The organism is Pseudomonas sp. TE6288, assembly GCF_054062095.1.
Window position 1 is genome coordinate 175,703 of the sequence record NZ_JBSSEW010000007.1, and the last position, 16,541, is coordinate 192,243.

Genomic DNA, 16,541 nt, shown 5'->3' on the forward strand with positions numbered 1-16,541 from the left:
CAATTACAGTCTGATCTGCCGGAGCCCAAAAGCCTCAGTCTTGGCCCTTTAGTATCTAGGGGCTGGTTCCCGAAGCTGGGTTATGGCATATAGCCGCTATTGAAGCCACGTTAGCAGGTTTGGCGTGACCAGCCTCTATAGCAAAATTCACGCCTTTAGCTAGGTGAATAGGCCTACAGGATTATTGATGCTCAACGGACTTAGACTACGCATCCAAGAACAATGTATCGCCTTCTCAGTAGCCTGGGAGATCGGGCTTCAAATTTTCCGATCCCTCATCAGGCCCTCTGTACCCGCAGGCACTTTTGAGCCTCTCACACCCGTGCTGGTGGAAAAGGATCTGTTTCAAAGCTACGAGCGGGAGCTTCTGGCAGCGCTGGACAATGATGAGGTCTTGAACATCGCTTTAACTGGAGGGTACGGCGCAGGCAAGTCGAGTGTCATCAAAACGTTCTTTGAACGACATCCTGAGTTCAGGACTGCATACGTATCATTGGCTACTTTCAGTAAAGATGCTCCCTCACCCTTACCAGTATCTGAGGCAGAACAAGCATCTGATCCGAAACCTGGCAGGGCTTCATCCGGTGTCTCCACAATCGAAGCCTCGTCGTCGGGTGATCTGATCACCAGGATTGAAGAGACGATTGTCCAGCAATTGCTTTACACCGTCCCTGCAGCACGGCTGCCAAAGACGCGACTTAAGAGGATCGTTCAGACCCGAAGGCGCACGATATATTATCGTACGGCAGCGATCGCAGCACTTGTTTTAGGTAGCTTGCGTCTCTACGTACCTACCGTCGAAAAACTCCCAAGAATTGATCCTGATTGGATTATCCCAGCTTTGATGCAAATTCCTGGCTGGATTGCTGTCGGCATAGTCTGTTATGTGATCTGGTACCTGCTGCATGGCAGTATAAAGCTCCTTTCAATGCTCAGTATCGATGGTCTAACTATCAAGGGCGGCAAGCTTGAAGCTACGAACCATGGTTCCGTTTTACATAAAAATGTTGATGAGATCATTTACTGCTTTGAGAGGAGCAATATTCGGGTCGTAGTCATCGAGGACTTGGATCGTTTCGGCACTCAAGAAATATTCTTCCGGCTTCGTGAAATTAACTTTACGATCCGGAATTCTCCTCAAATTAAGCGTCCTGTTCATTTTATATATGCCATTCGAGATGAGCTGTTCACGGTAACGGATAAGACGAAGTTCTTCGATCTCATAGTTCCGGTCATACCTGTCGTTAACTCAGAAAACTCACGAGAAAAGCTTAATGAGTACATGGGCGTTCGTAGAGTAAATGGTAATAGGCTGGGTGAGAGACTTGATCCTATTCTTGTGGAGACGGTGTGTTATTACATCGACGAAATGCGGTTGATAAAAAATATTGTCAATGAGTACGATATTTTTGCGAATTTACTATCCCGCGGCGGCCTTGAGTTGGACCAGAATAAGCTGTTCGCCATGGTTGTTGTGCGAAATTTGTATCCTGATGAGTTTGCGGAACTCACCAAGCGAAGGGGGAAGGTTTACTCGGCTTTGACAGGTTTCTCGGTTTGGGCGGAAACTGAGGCTCAGCAGCTTTTGAAAGAAGTTGAGATCTTAAAAGAGGAACGAGCTGAACGCGTAAGATTTGGGGAGGAACAATTAATTGATGCACGACTCCGTGTATGGTATGAGGCATTAAAGGCAAGCGGTGTTGAAGGTGCGAACTATCTTCTCGTCGATAACCATCAGAGATATGCTGTAAACGATTTTTTGCAGGACGAGACATTTGACCTGATTTGTAACGCTACGCAATGGCAGAGTATTTTAGTTTCTAGCTGGTCAAACCATAATCCCCAAGGTAATGTAATTAAACCCAAAGATGCTTTGGTGCGGGCCTCATATGAAAAGCGAGCATCGAGAGTGCTGATTCCTATGAAGGTCGTCGATGAGGCTATAGGGGGGCTTGAAAGAGAAATCGTTAAATTAAAAACTGTTTCATTTCGTGAAGCTGCGCGCGGAAACTACGGCGCGGCTATTGCGGAGCAGCTGTCAGGGCTGGATGTGATCGTGTATTTACTGCGCAGCAGCTACCTGGATACGGATTATAGTGATTATCTTGGCTTCTTCTACGAGGGATCTCTAACTCGTGGAGATCAGAACTTGCTTCTAGCTATTCGCCGCCGCGTTCTGCTCGATGTTACTGAACCTATAGCTAATCCTTCTCAAGTAATCGGTAAGTTGGATCATGACTATCTGGATGGTGGTTGTGGGATAATTGTTGCCCTGCTTGTAGAGCTTTCTATCACGGCAGTGCCTGCTGACCTGTCCGATGTTCGGACGCAAAAGCTTGAGGTTATATTTAGGAGTGGCGGGAAGCATTTGACTAGGATGGCTGATGCAGTAGTGGCTATTTTGGAGAGTGAGGCTTGCTCCAAATTTATCCAAGCGATGCACGTCATCCAGCCAGATCTTTATATTCGGTTGTTCGAGGCAGAGCAGTTTCAAATAGTTAAATCTCGTCAAAATCTAGTATGCGCTCTACTGGATAGCCTTGTTTTGGATCAGTTGGCGGTAACTGACCGGCGATTTCAGTTGCTGGAAATTATTCAAGACCTTCCCGCAGTGGAAGCTCTGATTCCAAAGCTAAATACTAAACTCTGTGGTTGGGCATGGTTGCGCCGTGAGCCGGTAAGATTCAAATCTCTGGTGATGGGTCTCGAAGAACATGCACTGCGGCGGCTTGTAGAATGGGGTTGTTTAGAACTTTCCTTGCCAATGATTAAATTGTTGTGCGACACGCTAGATGGCTCCCTTGCGGAAGTGTCCTATACTCGATTGAGTGCTCTTAGTATTGCAGGTTTAAATATCTCAATCGAACGTGATCCACATGCTTTCATCACGGAACTTCTCGAGCAGGAGGGGGTTATTCAAGAAGATGAAGAGGCGTTGAGGTATCTACTTTCCTTGATTCGAGGAGAGCCAGCCTTGCAAGAAGAATATTTCGCTAGAACAGATTGCAAACTCGATAAGTTAGAGGGTTTCTCGGATAATATTTGGGAATGCGCTCTTCGACATGACCGTGTAGTGTCGACGGCTTCAGCTGGTTGGCAGTATTACGACCATATGGTAGTCCGGTCTACCGAAAGGCCTGGCGAGTCACCAGATGTCACTAATAAGCAAGTAATTAATGACATTTTTGCTGATTTTTTGACAAGGAATGCAGTAGAGGCCCAACAGCTCTGGGATGAAGCACGACCTGATCTTGACTGTTTGCAAACCCACATCCTGGCGTCGGAATTGATCGAAGACAGTACCCTTGAGCAGATTTTTGCTCGAGCCTTGATAAAGACCGAAGCCATCGTCGATGCAATAATGACGCGTGAGCGATGGGAGTACCTTGCAACTGCTGATTTCGTACCTTTCGATATTGAAATTAACGAAGCCTTTGGCAATCAGGGGCTTGAACTGGAACTGGCTTACCTCCGGAAGCACTGGTCGGAGGCTAAAGGGGTAGTTGATCTGCTGAGACAGGATCCCTATATCGTTGGCGCCTTGGCGAGAGCGCCTGAAGTCTCCATCAAGGACATTGGCGAAATGTGGGCAGGTGTTGTAGAGCGGGAGCTTGAGGGAGACGAAGCTGTTCGCGATACGCTTGGAGCAGTCTGTGCTCGTGCAAATAGAGAAGAAGTAAACCTCCCGCGAAATTGCTTGAAGGTTGTTTCTAATATGGCCGGCGACGCTTCGCGAACTCCGGAAGAACGAATGGAATTGCTCGTCCAGGCTGTGGGATTGAATGCTGACTGGACGGCCATCGCGTCTATTCTAACCCTACTGGGGGGCGCCTATGAAAAACTTGCAGCGAAGAAAGCGCTGGTACGTTTTCCGCCAACTGCACTTGATTCAATGCTCGCTCATGCCCTCTGTAAAAGAGGATTCGTTGGGACACCGAAGGAGAGCGGGAAACATATCGAGATGCGCAGCAGGCCTTCTGCTATGGTTTGAAGTCGCACTATTCCATTCCACACAGCCTCGATTCGTGTCCGGTTGAAACCGCGCGATTAGGGGGGCTCTGAAATGAACGGCTCTGGGTAAAGCTGAGAGCCGCTATGGTTGCAGGCACTCGAAGCGATCCGTGTCTAGCACTCATCCCCTGACGAAGGTCGGCTTGCATTCAAGAATCATGATGAATGCGATTGGTGAAGACAACTTATGCAACCATGTATAGCGTAGATCCGACACGTCGAGCTGCCCTGACTTAGAAACAGGCTGTTTAGTTGGATGGCGCCACTCCTCACCACCGCTCCCATGACTGGTTACGGCGCCTTGGCTCTGTACACCTGTGGCGCCGCCTTGTCCTGCAATTTTAGTTATCAGTGCTTCATGCCTAACTCGGCATCATCCATCAGCGCCTTGGCCAGGGCGCTCAGGTAATACGACGCCCAGAGCAGCTGGGGCTTTTCTTCCATGATCCCGGTGATGGTCAGGTCGCGTACGCAGCCCATCAGTTCCGAGGCCTGGTCGCGGGCGTGCTGGCAGGGGATGCCGGGCTCGATGCAGAACAGCGGGTCGGTCATGCCTTCGCCCTGGTAGAACTTGGTCTTGCCGGCGGTGGTGGGGATGTTGTCTGTGGTCATGGTTGTTCTCCCTGAAATGGTCGGTGCCTGTGCGGGCGCCATCGCGGGGCAAGTCGCAGCGGCGAACCGCCGCTCCCACGTAGCTAAGTACTGCGAAGTTCTGGCGTGGGAGCGGCGGTTCGCCGCTGCGACTTGCACCGCGATTGGGCTTAATGCAACGTTGGCGCTTGCGCCGGCATCTGCACCTGGATCAACGCCGCTTCGAGCAACACACGCAGCGACTCCATCTCATGCATCGACGCCATCATCAGCACGGCAGCCGGCGACCTGGGTTTTAGCTGCACGGCATGATGGGCCACGGTCAAGGCGCACAGGGCGTACTCGGTGGCCTGGATGAGGGTGTCTTCAAGGGAATGAGGGTTGTGGGGTGGATCGGGAACGATCTTAAGCATGGTCAAGGTCCTGTTCGTGGATAGGGACCACCACCGGTTGCTGTCAAACAAGAAGGTGGCAGCTGTACATGGGTTGACAGACCGGTGAACAAGACCAGAAACCGGCGCACACGAGGTGCCCCACGCACAGCCGCCATAAAGCAGCGCCATGCGGTTTTGTTCGGAGCGGCCTGTCAAAGCCGGTCGCTGAATGTGCAGCGACCGTCCGAGACTAGAGGCCAACCCAGAGCACCGCAATGGCTTGAAAGGGGTTGGAAGTATGTTTGGGAAATGGACTACAGGGAATGGGGAAAGTCTTATAAACAGACGATCTGTCCCAGGTCGCCGGAGGGCGCAATGCGCCCCCGACCTTCTCAGTCCTTGCGCCGTTTCAGCTGATCGATCAGCTGGGTCGGCAGGCCTTTGATGACCAGCGTCCCGGCTTCTTCGTCATACTCGACCTTCGAGCCGAGCAGGTGCGCCTCGAAGCTGATCGACAACCCCTCGGCACGCCCGGTGAAGCGGCGGAACTGGTTGAGGGTGCGTTTGTCGGCCGGGATCTCCGGCGACAGCCCATAGTCGCTGTTGCGGATATGGTCGAAGAACGCCTCGGGGCGGTCTTCGTCGATCAGGCTGGAGAGCTCTTCCAGCGTTACCGGCTCGCCCAGCTTGGTCTGGGTGGTGGCGTAGTCGACCAGGGTCTGGGTCTTCTCGCGGGCGGATTCTTCCGGCAGGTCCTCTTTCTCGACAAAGTCGCTGAAGGCCTTGAGCAGGGTGCGGGTCTCGCCCGGGCCATCCACGCCTTCCTGGCAGCCGATGAAATCGCGGAAGTAATCCGAGACTTTCTTGCCGTTCTTGCCCTTGATGAACGAGATGTACTGCTTGGAGTTCTGGTTGTTCTTCCACTCGGACAGGTTGACCCGCGCCGCCAGGTGCAACTGCCCCAGGTCCAGGTGGCGCGAGGGCGTCACGTCGAGCTCGGCGTTGACCGCCACGCCTTCACTATGGTGCAGCAGGGCGATGGCCAGGTATTCGGTCATGCCTTGCTGGTAGTGGGCGAACAGCACGTGGCCGCCAGTGGACAGGTTGGACTCTTCCATCAGCTTCTGCAGGTGCTCGACGGCCACGCGGCTGAAGGTGGCGAAGTCTTTCTCCCCGTCCTGGTATTGCTTGAGCCAGCCGCTGAACGGATAGGCCCCGGACTCGCCGTGGAAGAAGCCCCAGGCTTTGCCTTGCTTGGCGTTGTAGCTGTCGTTGAGGTCGGCCAGCAGGTTCTCGATGGCGTCGGAGGCCGCCAGTTCGCTGTCGCGAGCATGGAGCACGGCGGGGCTGCCATCGGGCTTCTTGTCGATCAGGTGAACGATGCAATGACGGATTGGCATGGAATTCTCGGTGATAGGAGCGGTGAAAAGCCGCGCTGCAAAAGGCGTTCAGTTTAACCCAGGGCGAGGGTGGTGCAGTGGCCAGATGTTGGCGTATATGTCGGTTGTTCGTTTTTTGTTCAAATATTTGCGATTTTTCTGAAAACCCCCGAAAAACCTGAACAAAAACGCGGTCGGCAGCGGATATTTATCGATTCCTGTGGTAGCTTTGCGCGGTCTTGCGCCCCTTGGGTGGCGCATTGCTGGCAGATCGCTTGCGCGGTGTCGAACCAAACGCCGATTTGCGTATCTACATACGCGATCGACGCGGCCTCTGGATTGTCCCGGGCTGGCCCGACCACCGACCAAGCACGCTGCACAACCACTGAATTTGATAGGGAAGGAACACCACCATGGCACTGACCAAAGACCAACTGATTGCCGATATCGCTGAAGCCATCGACGCGCCGAAAACCACCGCGCGTAACGCCCTGGAGCAACTGGGCCAGATCGTCGCCGACCAACTGGAAAACGGCGCCGAAATCACCCTGCCAGGCATCGGCAAACTGAAAGTCACCGAGCGTCCTGCCCGTACCGGCCGCAACCCTTCGACTGGCGCTGCCATCGAAATCGCTGCCAAGAAAGTCGTCAAGTTCGTTCCAGCCAAAGTGCTGACCGACTCGATCAACAAGTAATTGTTGATTTGACGAAACCGCGCCCGGCTTGCCCGGGCGCGGTTTTTTCATGCCCGTGATTTACGCAAGGCGTGCCATTGCTGGCGTGCGCCATCGTCCTGGAAGCTCCAGGCGACCATGCGGCTCTGCTTCTGCCCTTGGCCCATCTCGATGATGCGCAGGGCCTTCACCCCGGCCTTTTTCAAGGCTGCCTCGATACCCGGCAGGTTGCTGGCCTTGGACACCAGGCTGGTGAACCACAGCACCTGGGCCGCGTACTGCGCGCTTTCGGCGACCAACTGGGCGACGAAGCGGATCTCGCCACCTTCGCACCACAGCTCATTGTTCTGCCCGCCGAAATTCAGCACCGGCAGCTTGCGCTTGGGGTCCTGCTTGCCGAGGTTCTTCCATTTGCGCTGGCTGCCGCGCGTGGCTTCCTCGCGCGAGGCGTGGAAGGGCGGGTTGCACAGGGTCAGGTCGAAGCGCTCGTCGGCCTGCAGCAGGCCGCTGAGGATGTGCTTGCGATCCGCTTGCAGGCGCAGGCCGATGGCCTTGTCGAGCTTGTTGGCCTGGACGATGGCCTTGGCCGAGGCCAGTGCCACGCTGTCGATGTCGGAGCCGGTGAAGCGCCAGCGGTAGTCGCTGTGCCCGAGCAGGGGGTAGATGCAGTTGGCGCCGACGCCGATATCCAGGGCGTGCACCTGGGCGCCGCGGGGGATTTCGCCGCCGTTGTCTTCGCCCAGCAGGTCGGCCAGCACATGGATGTAGTCGGCGCGGCCGGGGATCGGCGGGCACAGGTAGTCGGCGGGGATGTCCCAGTGCTGGATGCCGTACTGGGCCTTGAGCAGGGCGCGGTTGAACACCCGCACGGCTTCAGGGTTGGCGAAGTCGATGCTGGGTTTGCCGTAGGGGTTGGTGATGGTGAAGCGGGCCAGGTCCGGATGCGCCTTGATCAGGGCGGGGAAGTCGTAGCGGCCCTGGTGGCGGTTGCGCGGATGCAGGGTGGGTTTCTGGGTCATGGTGGGGTCCTGAAAAAGCATCGCCGGCAAGCCGGCTCCCACAGGATAGTGCAGTACCTGTGGGAGCCGGCTTGCCGGCGATGGGCTGCGAAGCAGCCCCCTATGGCTTCACGTTTGAATTACAGCGCAGCAATTCGCGCATGCTGTTCGGTGAAGTTGGCCAGGGCCTGCTCCGATTCGGCCAGCTTGGCGCGTTCCTTCTCGATCACCGCAGGCGGGGCCTTGTCGACGAAGGCGGCGTTGGACAGCTTGCCGCCGACGCGCTGGACTTCACCTTGCAAGCGCTGGATCTCCTTGCTCAGGCGCGCAAGCTCGGCGTCCTTGTCGATCAGACCGGCCATCGGCACCAGCACTTGCAGGTCACCCACCAGGGCGGTGGCCGACAGCGGTGCTTCGTCCTGCTCGCCGAGCACGGTGAACGACTCGACCTTGGCCAGCTTCTTCAGCAGCGCTTCGTTTTCCTGCAGACGACGCTGGTCGTCGGCGTTGGCGTTTTTCAGGAACAGCGGCAGCGGCTTGCCCGGGCCGATGTTCATCTCGGCGCGGATGTTGCGCAGGCCGACCATCAGTTCCTTGAGCCACTCGATGTCGCCTTCGGCGGCGGCGTCGATGCGGCTCTCGTTCGCTTCAGGCCATGGCTGCAGCATGATGGTCTTGCCGTCGATGCCGGCCAGCGGCGCGATGCGCTGCCAGATCTCTTCGGTGATGAACGGCATGAACGGGTGGGCCAGGCGCAGCGCCACTTCCAGCACGCGCACCAGGGTGCGGCGGGTGCCACGGGCGCGCTCGACCGGGGCGTTCTCGTCCCACAATACCGGCTTGGACAGCTCCAGGTACCAGTCGCAGTACTGGTTCCAGATGAACTCGTACAGGGCCTGGCTGGCCAGGTCGAAGCGGAACTGCTCGAGCTGGCGGGTGACCTCGGCTTCGGTACGCTGCAGCTGCGAGATGATCCAGCGGTCAGCCAGCGACAGCTCGTAGGCCTCGCCGTTCTGGCCGCAGTCCTCGCCCTTGTCCAGCACGTAGCGGGCGGCGTTCCAGATCTTGTTGCAGAAGTTGCGGTAGCCTTCGACGCGGCCCATGTCGAACTTGATGTCACGGCCGGTGGAGGCCAGCGAGCAGAAGGTGAAGCGCAGGGCGTCGGTGCCGTAGCTGGCGATGCCTTCGGGGAACTCGGCCTTGGTCTGCTTGGCGATCTTCTCGGCGAGCTTGGGCTGCATCATGCCGCTGGTGCGTTTTTCCAGCAGGGCGTCGAGGGTGATGCCGTCGACGATGTCTAGCGGGTCGAGGACGTTGCCCTTGGACTTGGACATCTTCTGCCCCTGGCCATCACGCACCAGGCCGTGCACGTAGACGGTCTTGAACGGTACCTGCGGGGTGCCGTCCTCGTTCTTGATCAGGTGCATGGTCAGCATGATCATCCGGGCGACCCAGAAGAAGATGATGTCAAAGCCTGTGACCAGCACGTCGGTGGAGTGGAACTTCTTCAGGAACTCGGTCTGTTCCGGCCAGCCCAGGGTGGAGAAGGTCCACAGGCCTGAGCTGAACCAGGTGTCGAGCACGTCGTCGTCCTGGCGCAGCTTCACATCGCTGCCCAGGTTGTGCTTGGCGCGCACTTCGGCCTCGTCGCGGCCAACATAGACCTGGCCGGCCTCGTCGTACCAGGCCGGGATGCGGTGGCCCCACCACAGCTGGCGGCTGATGCACCAGTCCTGGATGTCGCGCATCCAGGAGAAGTACATGTTCTCGTACTGCTTGGGCACGAACTGGATGCGGCCGTCTTCGACGGCGGCGATGGCAGGCTCGGCCAGCGGCTTGGTGGAGACGTACCACTGGTCGGTCAGCCATGGCTCGATGACGGTGCCGGAGCGGTCGCCTTTCGGCACCTTCAGGGCGTGGTCGTCGATGCTGACCAGCAGGCCTTGGGCGTCCAGGTCGGCAACCATCTGCTTGCGCGCGACGAAGCGGTCGAGGCCGGCGTACTGGGCTGGCAGCGAGGTGTCGAGCTGGTCGTTGACGCTGCCGTCGAGGTTGAACGCCTGCACCGCGGCCAGCACGGTGGCGTTCTTGTCGAAGATGTTCAGCAGCGGCAGGTTGTGGCGCTTGCCGACTTCGTAGTCGTTGAAATCGTGGGCCGGGGTGATCTTCACACAGCCGGTGCCGAATTCGGGGTCGCAGTAGTCGTCGGCGACGATCGGGATCAGACGGCCGACCAGCGGCAGTTTGACGAACTTGCCGATCAGGGCCTGGTAGCGCTCGTCGGTCGGATTGACGGCAACGGCGACGTCACCGAGCAGGGTTTCCGGACGGGTGGTGGCAACCACCAGGTGGTCCTTGCCGTCGGCGGTCTTGGCGCCGTCGGCCAGCGGATAGCGCAGGTTCCACAGGTGGCCCTTCTCGTCGTGGTTTTCCACTTCGAGGTCGGAGATCGCCGTGTGCAGCTTGGTGTCCCAGTTGACCAGGCGCTTGCCGCGGTAGATCAGGCCGTCTTCGTGCAGGCGCACGAAGGCTTCCTTGACCGCTTCGGACAGGCCGTCGTCCATGGTGAAGCGCTCGCGGCTCCAGTCCACCGACGAGCCCAGGCGGCGGATCTGGCGGCTGATGTTGCCGCCCGACTGGTCCTTCCACTCCCAGACTTTCTCCAGGAATTGCTCACGACCTAGGTCGTGGCGGTTCTGGCCCTTGGCCTCGAGCTGGCGCTCGACCAGCATCTGGGTGGCGATACCGGCGTGGTCGGTGCCCGGCTGCCACAGGGTGTCGCGCCCTTGCATGCGGCGGAAACGGATCAGGGCGTCCATGATCGCGTTGTTGAAGCCGTGGCCCATGTGCAGGCTGCCGGTCACGTTCGGCGGCGGGATCATGATGGTGTAGGACTCGCCTGCACCTTGTGGGGCGAAATAGTTCTCGGACTCCCAGGTGTTGTACCAGGAAGTTTCGATGGCGTGCGGCTGGTAGGTCTTATCCATGCGCGGCGGGACCCTTAGGCATTAATTCGGGAAAGCCGGGAAGTATAACCAAGCTGCGCGTTTCAAGACAGGTGTAGCGGGCAAGCCCGCTGGTGGGAGCGGGCTTGCCCCGCGATGCGGACGAAGGGTTACTCGGAACGCTTGAGCAACCGCTCCAGCCGCGCGTCGAGGCGGCGCTTGATCTCGGTCTCGATGTGCGGGGTGAAGTCGTTGATCACGTCTTGCATGATCGACTGCGCCGCGGCGCGCAGTTCGGCGTCCAGGTGCAGCAAGGTGTCCTGGCGGCGGGTCTGGGCATCCTCTTCAGGTGCCGGAGTCGGTGACGGCGCTGCGGCGGCGACGGGCGCTGTGGCGCTCGGCTCGTCGAGCAGCAGGGGGATCTGCTCCACGGTTTCGGTGAGCAGGGGCGGTTGCAGGTCGGCGTCGCCCAGCAGCTCGCGGATCGACTCCAGGTCGTCGAGCAGGTGGGCGGAATGGGTGAGGGAGTTCAGCTGCTTGTCCATCGTCGTCAGAGTCGCTGTAAGCGGTGGTCTTGCAGAGCATAGCCCTGTTCGCGGTAGAAACGGAACCGTTCACGAGCGGCCAGGCGGATGGCCGGCTCCTCGACGACGATTTCGGCAACCCGTTCGAACTGGCCGACGAAGGCCGGGACGTCGCCGCCCAGGTTGATCAGCAGGTCACGGTGTTGGCCAGCATCGGCGCCGACACCCAGCGCGACAACGGCGTCCGGGTGCTGTTCGGCATGGTCGTGGGGCAAGAAGGCCTCGCCCTTGAACTGCCACAGGCGCAGGTCGAGTTCGCTGCGCTGCGCCTCGTCCTGGCAGTGCAGATAGACCCGGTGGCCGAGGCGCCAGGCCTTTTCGCACAGCTTGCAGGCGAAATCCAGGCGCACCGACAGCGAGTCGCTGGGCAGGATGTAGAAGTCGACTTTGCTCATGGTTGTTCAGTGCCAGCCGGTGGCGCGTGGGCGCCACCGGCTGCGCGCCATCAGGCGCCGGCGCGGTCCAGCAGGTACTGGGTGAGCAGCGGTACCGGGCGGCCCGAGGCGCCCTTGTCCTTGCCGCCGCTGATCCAGGCGGTGCCGGCGATGTCCAGGTGCGCCCAGTGGTAGGCCTTGGCGAAGCGCGACAGGAAGCAGCCGGCGGTGATGGTGCCGGCCTTCGGGCCACCGATGTTGGCGATGTCGGCGAACGGGCTGTCCAGCTGCTCCTGGTACTCATCGAACAGCGGCAGTTGCCAGGCGCGATCGTCGGCGCGCTTGCCGGCATCGAGCAGTTGGCCGACCAGCGCGTCGTCATTGCCCATCAGGCCGGAGGTGTGGCTGCCCAGGGCGACGATGCAGGCGCCGGTCAGGGTGGCGATGTCGATCACCGCCTGCGGCTTGAAGCGTTCGGCGTAGGTGAGGGTGTCGCACAGCACCAGACGGCCTTCGGCGTCGGTATTGAGGATCTCGACGGTCTGCCCGCTCATGGTGGTGACGATGTCGCCGGGGCGGGTGGCGCCGCCGCTCGGCATGTTCTCGGCGCAGGCCAGCAGACACACCAGGTTGATCGGCAGCTGCAGCTCGAGCACGGCGCGCAGGGTGCCGAACACGCTGGCGGCGCCGCACATGTCGTACTTCATCTCGTCCATGCCGGCACCGGGCTTGAGGCTGATGCCGCCGGTGTCGAAGGTGATGCCCTTGCCGACCAGCACGAACGGTTTTTCGCTCTTCTTGCCGCCCTGGTAGTTGAGCACGATCAGCCGCGGTGGCTGGTCGCTGCCCTGGCCCACGGCGTAGAACGCGCCCATGCCCAGGTCCTTGATCTTCTTCTCGTCCAGCACCTCGACCTTGAGGCCCTTGTGCGCCTTGCCCAGGTCCTTGGCCTGTTCGGCGAGGAAGCTCGGGTGGCAGACATTCGGCGGCAGGTTGCCCAGGTCGCGGGTGAAGGCCATGCCGGTGGCGATGGCGCTGGCATGCTTGACGGCGCGCTCGGCCTCGGCCTGGCCGGCCTTGGCGGTGAGCAGGGTGACTTTCTTCAGGGCGCGCGGTTCGGCCTTCTGGCTCTTGTAACGGTCGAACACGTAGTTGCCGTCGAGCAGGGTCTCGGCCAGCAGGCGGTATTTGCCGTAGTGGCCATCGCGGCCGGTAACGGCGATGTCGTCCAGGGCCAGCACGGCGTCGCCGCCACCCAGGCCTTTGAGCACGCCGGCGACGCTGGCCACCAGCTTGCGCCAGGCGCGGTCGCCGAGGGCTTCGTCCTTGCCGCTGCCGACCAGCAGCACGCGCTCGGCCTTCAGGCCCGGCAGGCTGTGCAGGAGCAGGGTCTGGCCCGGCTTGCCGGCCAGGTCGCCGCGCTTGAGCAGCGCGCTGATGGCGCCTTCGCTGGCCTGGTCGACGGCCTTGGCGGTGGCGCCGAGCTTGCGGCCTTCACCGACGGGTACGACCAACGTCGCGGTCTTGACGGATACAGCGGCTACGCTTTTTACAACCAATTCCATGTCTGGGGTCCCCGAATGATCTGTCTGTCAGTGGGCGCTGTCTTTCGCAGGCGCTCGGAATTCGCGGCTGACGGGCGCTGCCTGCCAGCGGAAAAGCTGCCAGTTTGAGCCCGCCGCGACCACGATGACAACCCCGATATGCGCCATGCTGCGCGGCCAAGTGACAGGCGCCGTCAATCACAGGATAATGCGCGCACTTTTACATGGAGGTTCGCCTTGGCGAACCGGCATTGGTCTTGGCTGTCCGAATCGTTCGTCTGGCTTTGAGCCCCTGACAACCCAGGAGTGTCTGGTTTGATCGTCTTTCGTTATCTGTCCCGCGAGGTCCTTGTGACCTTGAGCGCCGTCAGCGCTGTGCTGCTGGTGATCATCATGAGCGGGCGCTTCATCAAGTACCTGGCCCAGGCGGCCCAAGGCATGCTCGACCCGGGCGTGCTGTTCATGATCATGGGGTTCCGCCTGCCGGGCTTCCTGCAACTGATCCTGCCGCTGGGGCTGTTCCTCGGTATTCTGCTTGCCTATGGCCGGTTGTATCTCGAAAGCGAGATGACCGTGCTCTCGGCCACTGGCATGAGCCAACAGCGCCTGCTGGCCGTGACCATGGTGCCGGCGGCCCTGGTCGCCTTGCTGGTGGCCTGGCTGAGCCTGAGCCTGGCCCCCCTGGGGGTTGCCCAGGTGCAGAAGATCATCGCCCAGCAAGACACCCTGACCGAGTTCGACACCCTGGTGCCGGGCCGTTTCCAGACCCTGCGCGATGGCTCCCGGGTGACCTACACCGAGCAGCTGTCCGATGACCGTATCAACCTGGCGGGCGTGTTCATCTCCGAGAAGCGCTTCAACCAGGACAAGACCAAGGACCGCGCGCCTTCGGTCCTGGTCGCCGAGAAGGGCCACCAGGAAGTGCAGGCCGACGGCAACCGCTATCTGGTGCTGCAGAACGGTTACCGCTACGACGGCAATCCCGGCCAGGCCGACTACCGTGCCATCAAGTACGACACCTATGGCGTGCTGCTGCCAAAGCCGGAGGTCGCCGAGGAGGTGACCGAGCGCGAGGCCATCCCGACCTCCGACCTGTTCGGGCATCAGGGGCTGCGTGAGCGTGCCGAGCTGCAATGGCGCCTGTCGCTGCCGCTGCTGGTGTTCGTGGTCACCTTGCTGGCGGTGCCGCTGTCCCGCGTCAACCCGCGCCAGGGCCGCTTCCTCAAGCTGCTGCCGGCGATTCTCCTGTACATGGCCTATCTGACAATGCTGATTTCCGTGCGTGGCGCCCTGGAGAAGGGCAAGTTGCCTCTCTCGCTGGGTATCTGGTGGGTCCATGGCCTGTTCCTGCTGATCGGCCTGGCGCTGATGTACTGGGAGCCGCTGCGTCTCAAGCGCGCCGCTCGCCGTGCGGAGGTGGCCCGTGGTTAAACTGGATCGCTACATCGGCCAGAGCGTGCTGCTGGCCATTCTCGCCGTGCTGGGCATCATCCTCGGCCTGGCCTCGTTGTTCGCCTTCATCGATGAGATGGGCGACCTGAGCGACACCTACACGGTCATGGACGCCAGCAGCTTCGTGCTGCTCACCGCGCCGCGCCGGCTCTACGACATGCTGCCTATGGCGGCGCTGATCGGCTGCCTGATCGGCCTGGGCAGCCTGGCCAGCAGCAGCGAGCTGACCATCATGCGCGCCGCCGGCGTGTCCATCGGTCGCATCGTCTGGGCGGTGATGAAGCCGATGCTGGTGCTGATGCTGGTCGGCTTGCTGATCGGCGAATACGTGGCCCCGGTGACCGAGAACAAGGCCCAGGCTGACCGTTCGCTGGCCCAGGGCGGAGGCGAGGCGCAAAGCTCCAAGCGCGGCATGTGGCACCGCCAGGGCGAGGAATTCGTGCACATCAACTCGGTGCAGCCCAATGGCCTGCTGCTGGGTGTGACCCGCTACCGGTTCGACAGCGAGCGCAAGATCCAAACCTCCAGCTTCGCCCGCCGGGCGCAGTACGTCGATGGCAAATGGATGCTCAACGACGTGGCCACCACCTACTTCCGCGGTGACCATACCGAAGTGGTCAAGAGCCCTGAAGAGGTGTGGGACGTGTCGGTGACTCCTGAGCTGCTCAACACCGTGGTGCTGGCACCGGAGTCGCTGTCGATCACCGGGCTGTGGGACTACATCCACTACCTGTCCGATCAGGGGCTGAACAACGCGCGCTACTGGCTGGCGTTCTGGACCAAGGTCCTGCAGCCGGTGGTCACCGCAGCACTGGTGCTGATGGCGATTTCGTTCATCTTCGGTCCGCTGCGTTCGGTCACCCTTGGCCAGCGCGTGTTCACCGGTGTGCTGGTGGGCTTCGTGTTCCGCATTGCCGGGGAGCTGTTGGGCCCATCGAGCCAGGTGTTTGGCTTCCCGCCGCTGCTGGCGGTGGTGATCCCGGCCGGTATCTGTGCGCTGGCGGGCTTGTGGTTGATGCGCCGGGCGGGTTGATGGCCTGAGCTGCACAAAGAAGCCGACCCTTGGGTCGGCTTTTTTGCGGGTGCTTTTCGCAAGCCTGATGCCCGCGCAGCTCACTTCTTGCGCTTGGGCAGGCGTACCAGCTGGGTCTCGGAATAGATGTCGTGCCAGCTGCGTTTACGCTTGTCGAACAACGACCAGATGAAACCCAGCCCCAGGCACAGCCATGAGGCGATCGACACCACGAAACGCAGCAACGCCTGCCAGAGGCTGATGGCGCTGCCATCGGCGTTCTGCACGCGCATGCCCCACACCTGCATGCCGAGGGTCTGGCCGCCGTGGGTCCAGAACTTGGCGAAGAAGCCGAACAGGGCGAACAGCAGGATCGTCGACAGCAGCGGGTCGCCGTCCAGGGCACCGGCCTCGGTGAGCTCGCGCATGCGCGCCTCGCCGATGATCGCCATCTGGATCATCTTGTAGGCGCCGGCAGTCACGATCAGCAGGGCGGTGCACAGCAGGAAGTCGTAGAACATCGCGGCCAGGCGACGGCCCAGGCCGACCGGCGGGAAATCACCCTGGGGGTTGAGCAGTGGCTTGGACATGCATGACAGCTCC

General features: G+C 60.0%; 13 protein-coding genes. 4 read left to right on the forward strand and 9 right to left on the reverse strand.

Annotated features, from left to right (window positions below):
• Window positions 1-187 precede the first annotated feature (187 nt).
• Complete coding sequence (locus ACVWY1_RS09485; RefSeq protein WP_457378177.1) at window positions 188-3,991, forward strand: YobI family P-loop NTPase; 3,804 nt, start codon at window positions 188-190, stop codon at window positions 3,989-3,991.
• A 368-nt stretch (window positions 3,992-4,359) separates the two neighbouring features.
• Here the strand turns inward: ACVWY1_RS09485 and ACVWY1_RS09490 are convergent, their stop codons facing one another.
• The 3 genes from ACVWY1_RS09490 to yejK form a co-directional block, all read right to left on the reverse strand.
• Window positions 4,360-4,623 carry a DUF3077 domain-containing protein gene (locus ACVWY1_RS09490; RefSeq protein WP_214500541.1) on the reverse strand — a complete coding sequence of 88 codons (264 nt, stop codon included), beginning with the start codon at window positions 4,621-4,623 and terminating at the stop codon, window positions 4,360-4,362.
• A gap of 149 nt (window positions 4,624-4,772) precedes the next feature.
• A complete protein-coding gene (locus ACVWY1_RS09495; RefSeq protein WP_046854291.1) occupies window positions 4,773-5,015 on the reverse strand; it encodes a hypothetical protein in 243 nt (80 codons plus the stop codon).
• A 353-nt stretch (window positions 5,016-5,368) separates the two neighbouring features.
• Window positions 5,369-6,376: a nucleoid-associated protein YejK gene (gene yejK, locus ACVWY1_RS09500; RefSeq protein ID WP_110699888.1), complete on the reverse strand. Its 1,008-nt coding sequence runs from the start codon at window positions 6,374-6,376 to the stop codon at window positions 5,369-5,371.
• A gap of 392 nt (window positions 6,377-6,768) precedes the next feature.
• Between yejK and ACVWY1_RS09505 the strand changes: the two genes are divergently transcribed.
• Window positions 6,769-7,050, forward strand: a complete 282-nt coding sequence (locus tag ACVWY1_RS09505; protein ID WP_004882926.1) for an HU family DNA-binding protein — start codon at window positions 6,769-6,771, stop codon at window positions 7,048-7,050.
• Window positions 7,051-7,097: 47 nt separating this feature from the next.
• On the opposite strand, the gene rlmF is transcribed toward ACVWY1_RS09505, so the two are convergent.
• The 5 genes from rlmF to ACVWY1_RS09530 all read right to left on the reverse strand — a co-directional run bounded on the left by rlmF (window position 7,098) and on the right by ACVWY1_RS09530 (window position 13,495).
• Entirely contained in the window at window positions 7,098-8,048 is a 951-nt protein-coding gene (rlmF, locus tag ACVWY1_RS09510; RefSeq protein ID WP_102685469.1) for a 23S rRNA (adenine(1618)-N(6))-methyltransferase RlmF, read from the reverse strand.
• A gap of 119 nt (window positions 8,049-8,167) precedes the next feature.
• Window positions 8,168-11,014 (reverse strand): valine--tRNA ligase, encoded by a 2,847-nt coding sequence (locus ACVWY1_RS09515; protein WP_457378178.1) that lies wholly within the window; start codon window positions 11,012-11,014, stop codon window positions 8,168-8,170.
• Window positions 11,015-11,142: 128 nt separating this feature from the next.
• Window positions 11,143-11,517: a DNA polymerase III subunit chi gene (locus tag ACVWY1_RS09520; protein ID WP_277501852.1), complete on the reverse strand. Its 375-nt coding sequence runs from the start codon at window positions 11,515-11,517 to the stop codon at window positions 11,143-11,145.
• A gap of 5 nt (window positions 11,518-11,522) precedes the next feature.
• Window positions 11,523-11,951: a DNA polymerase III subunit chi gene (locus tag ACVWY1_RS09525; protein WP_102682976.1), complete on the reverse strand. Its 429-nt coding sequence runs from the start codon at window positions 11,949-11,951 to the stop codon at window positions 11,523-11,525.
• Window positions 11,952-12,001: 50 nt separating this feature from the next.
• Complete coding sequence (locus tag ACVWY1_RS09530) at window positions 12,002-13,495, reverse strand: leucyl aminopeptidase (protein ID WP_457378179.1); 1,494 nt, start codon at window positions 13,493-13,495, stop codon at window positions 12,002-12,004.
• A 294-nt stretch (window positions 13,496-13,789) separates the two neighbouring features.
• On the opposite strand from ACVWY1_RS09530, the gene lptF reads away from it, so the two are divergent.
• Window positions 13,790-14,905, forward strand: coding sequence for an LPS export ABC transporter permease LptF (gene lptF, locus ACVWY1_RS09535; RefSeq protein WP_102682966.1), 1,116 nt, complete (start codon window positions 13,790-13,792; stop codon window positions 14,903-14,905).
• A complete protein-coding gene (gene lptG, locus ACVWY1_RS09540) occupies window positions 14,898-15,959 on the forward strand; it encodes an LPS export ABC transporter permease LptG (RefSeq protein ID WP_023632477.1) in 1,062 nt (353 codons plus the stop codon). The genes lptF and lptG overlap by 8 nt, the downstream gene beginning before the upstream one ends.
• An 80-nt stretch (window positions 15,960-16,039) precedes the next feature.
• Here lptG and ACVWY1_RS09545 read toward each other — a convergent pair whose 3' ends face one another.
• Complete coding sequence (locus ACVWY1_RS09545) at window positions 16,040-16,528, reverse strand: RDD family protein (RefSeq protein ID WP_046854298.1); 489 nt, start codon at window positions 16,526-16,528, stop codon at window positions 16,040-16,042.
• Between the last annotated feature and the right edge of the window lie 13 nt (window positions 16,529-16,541).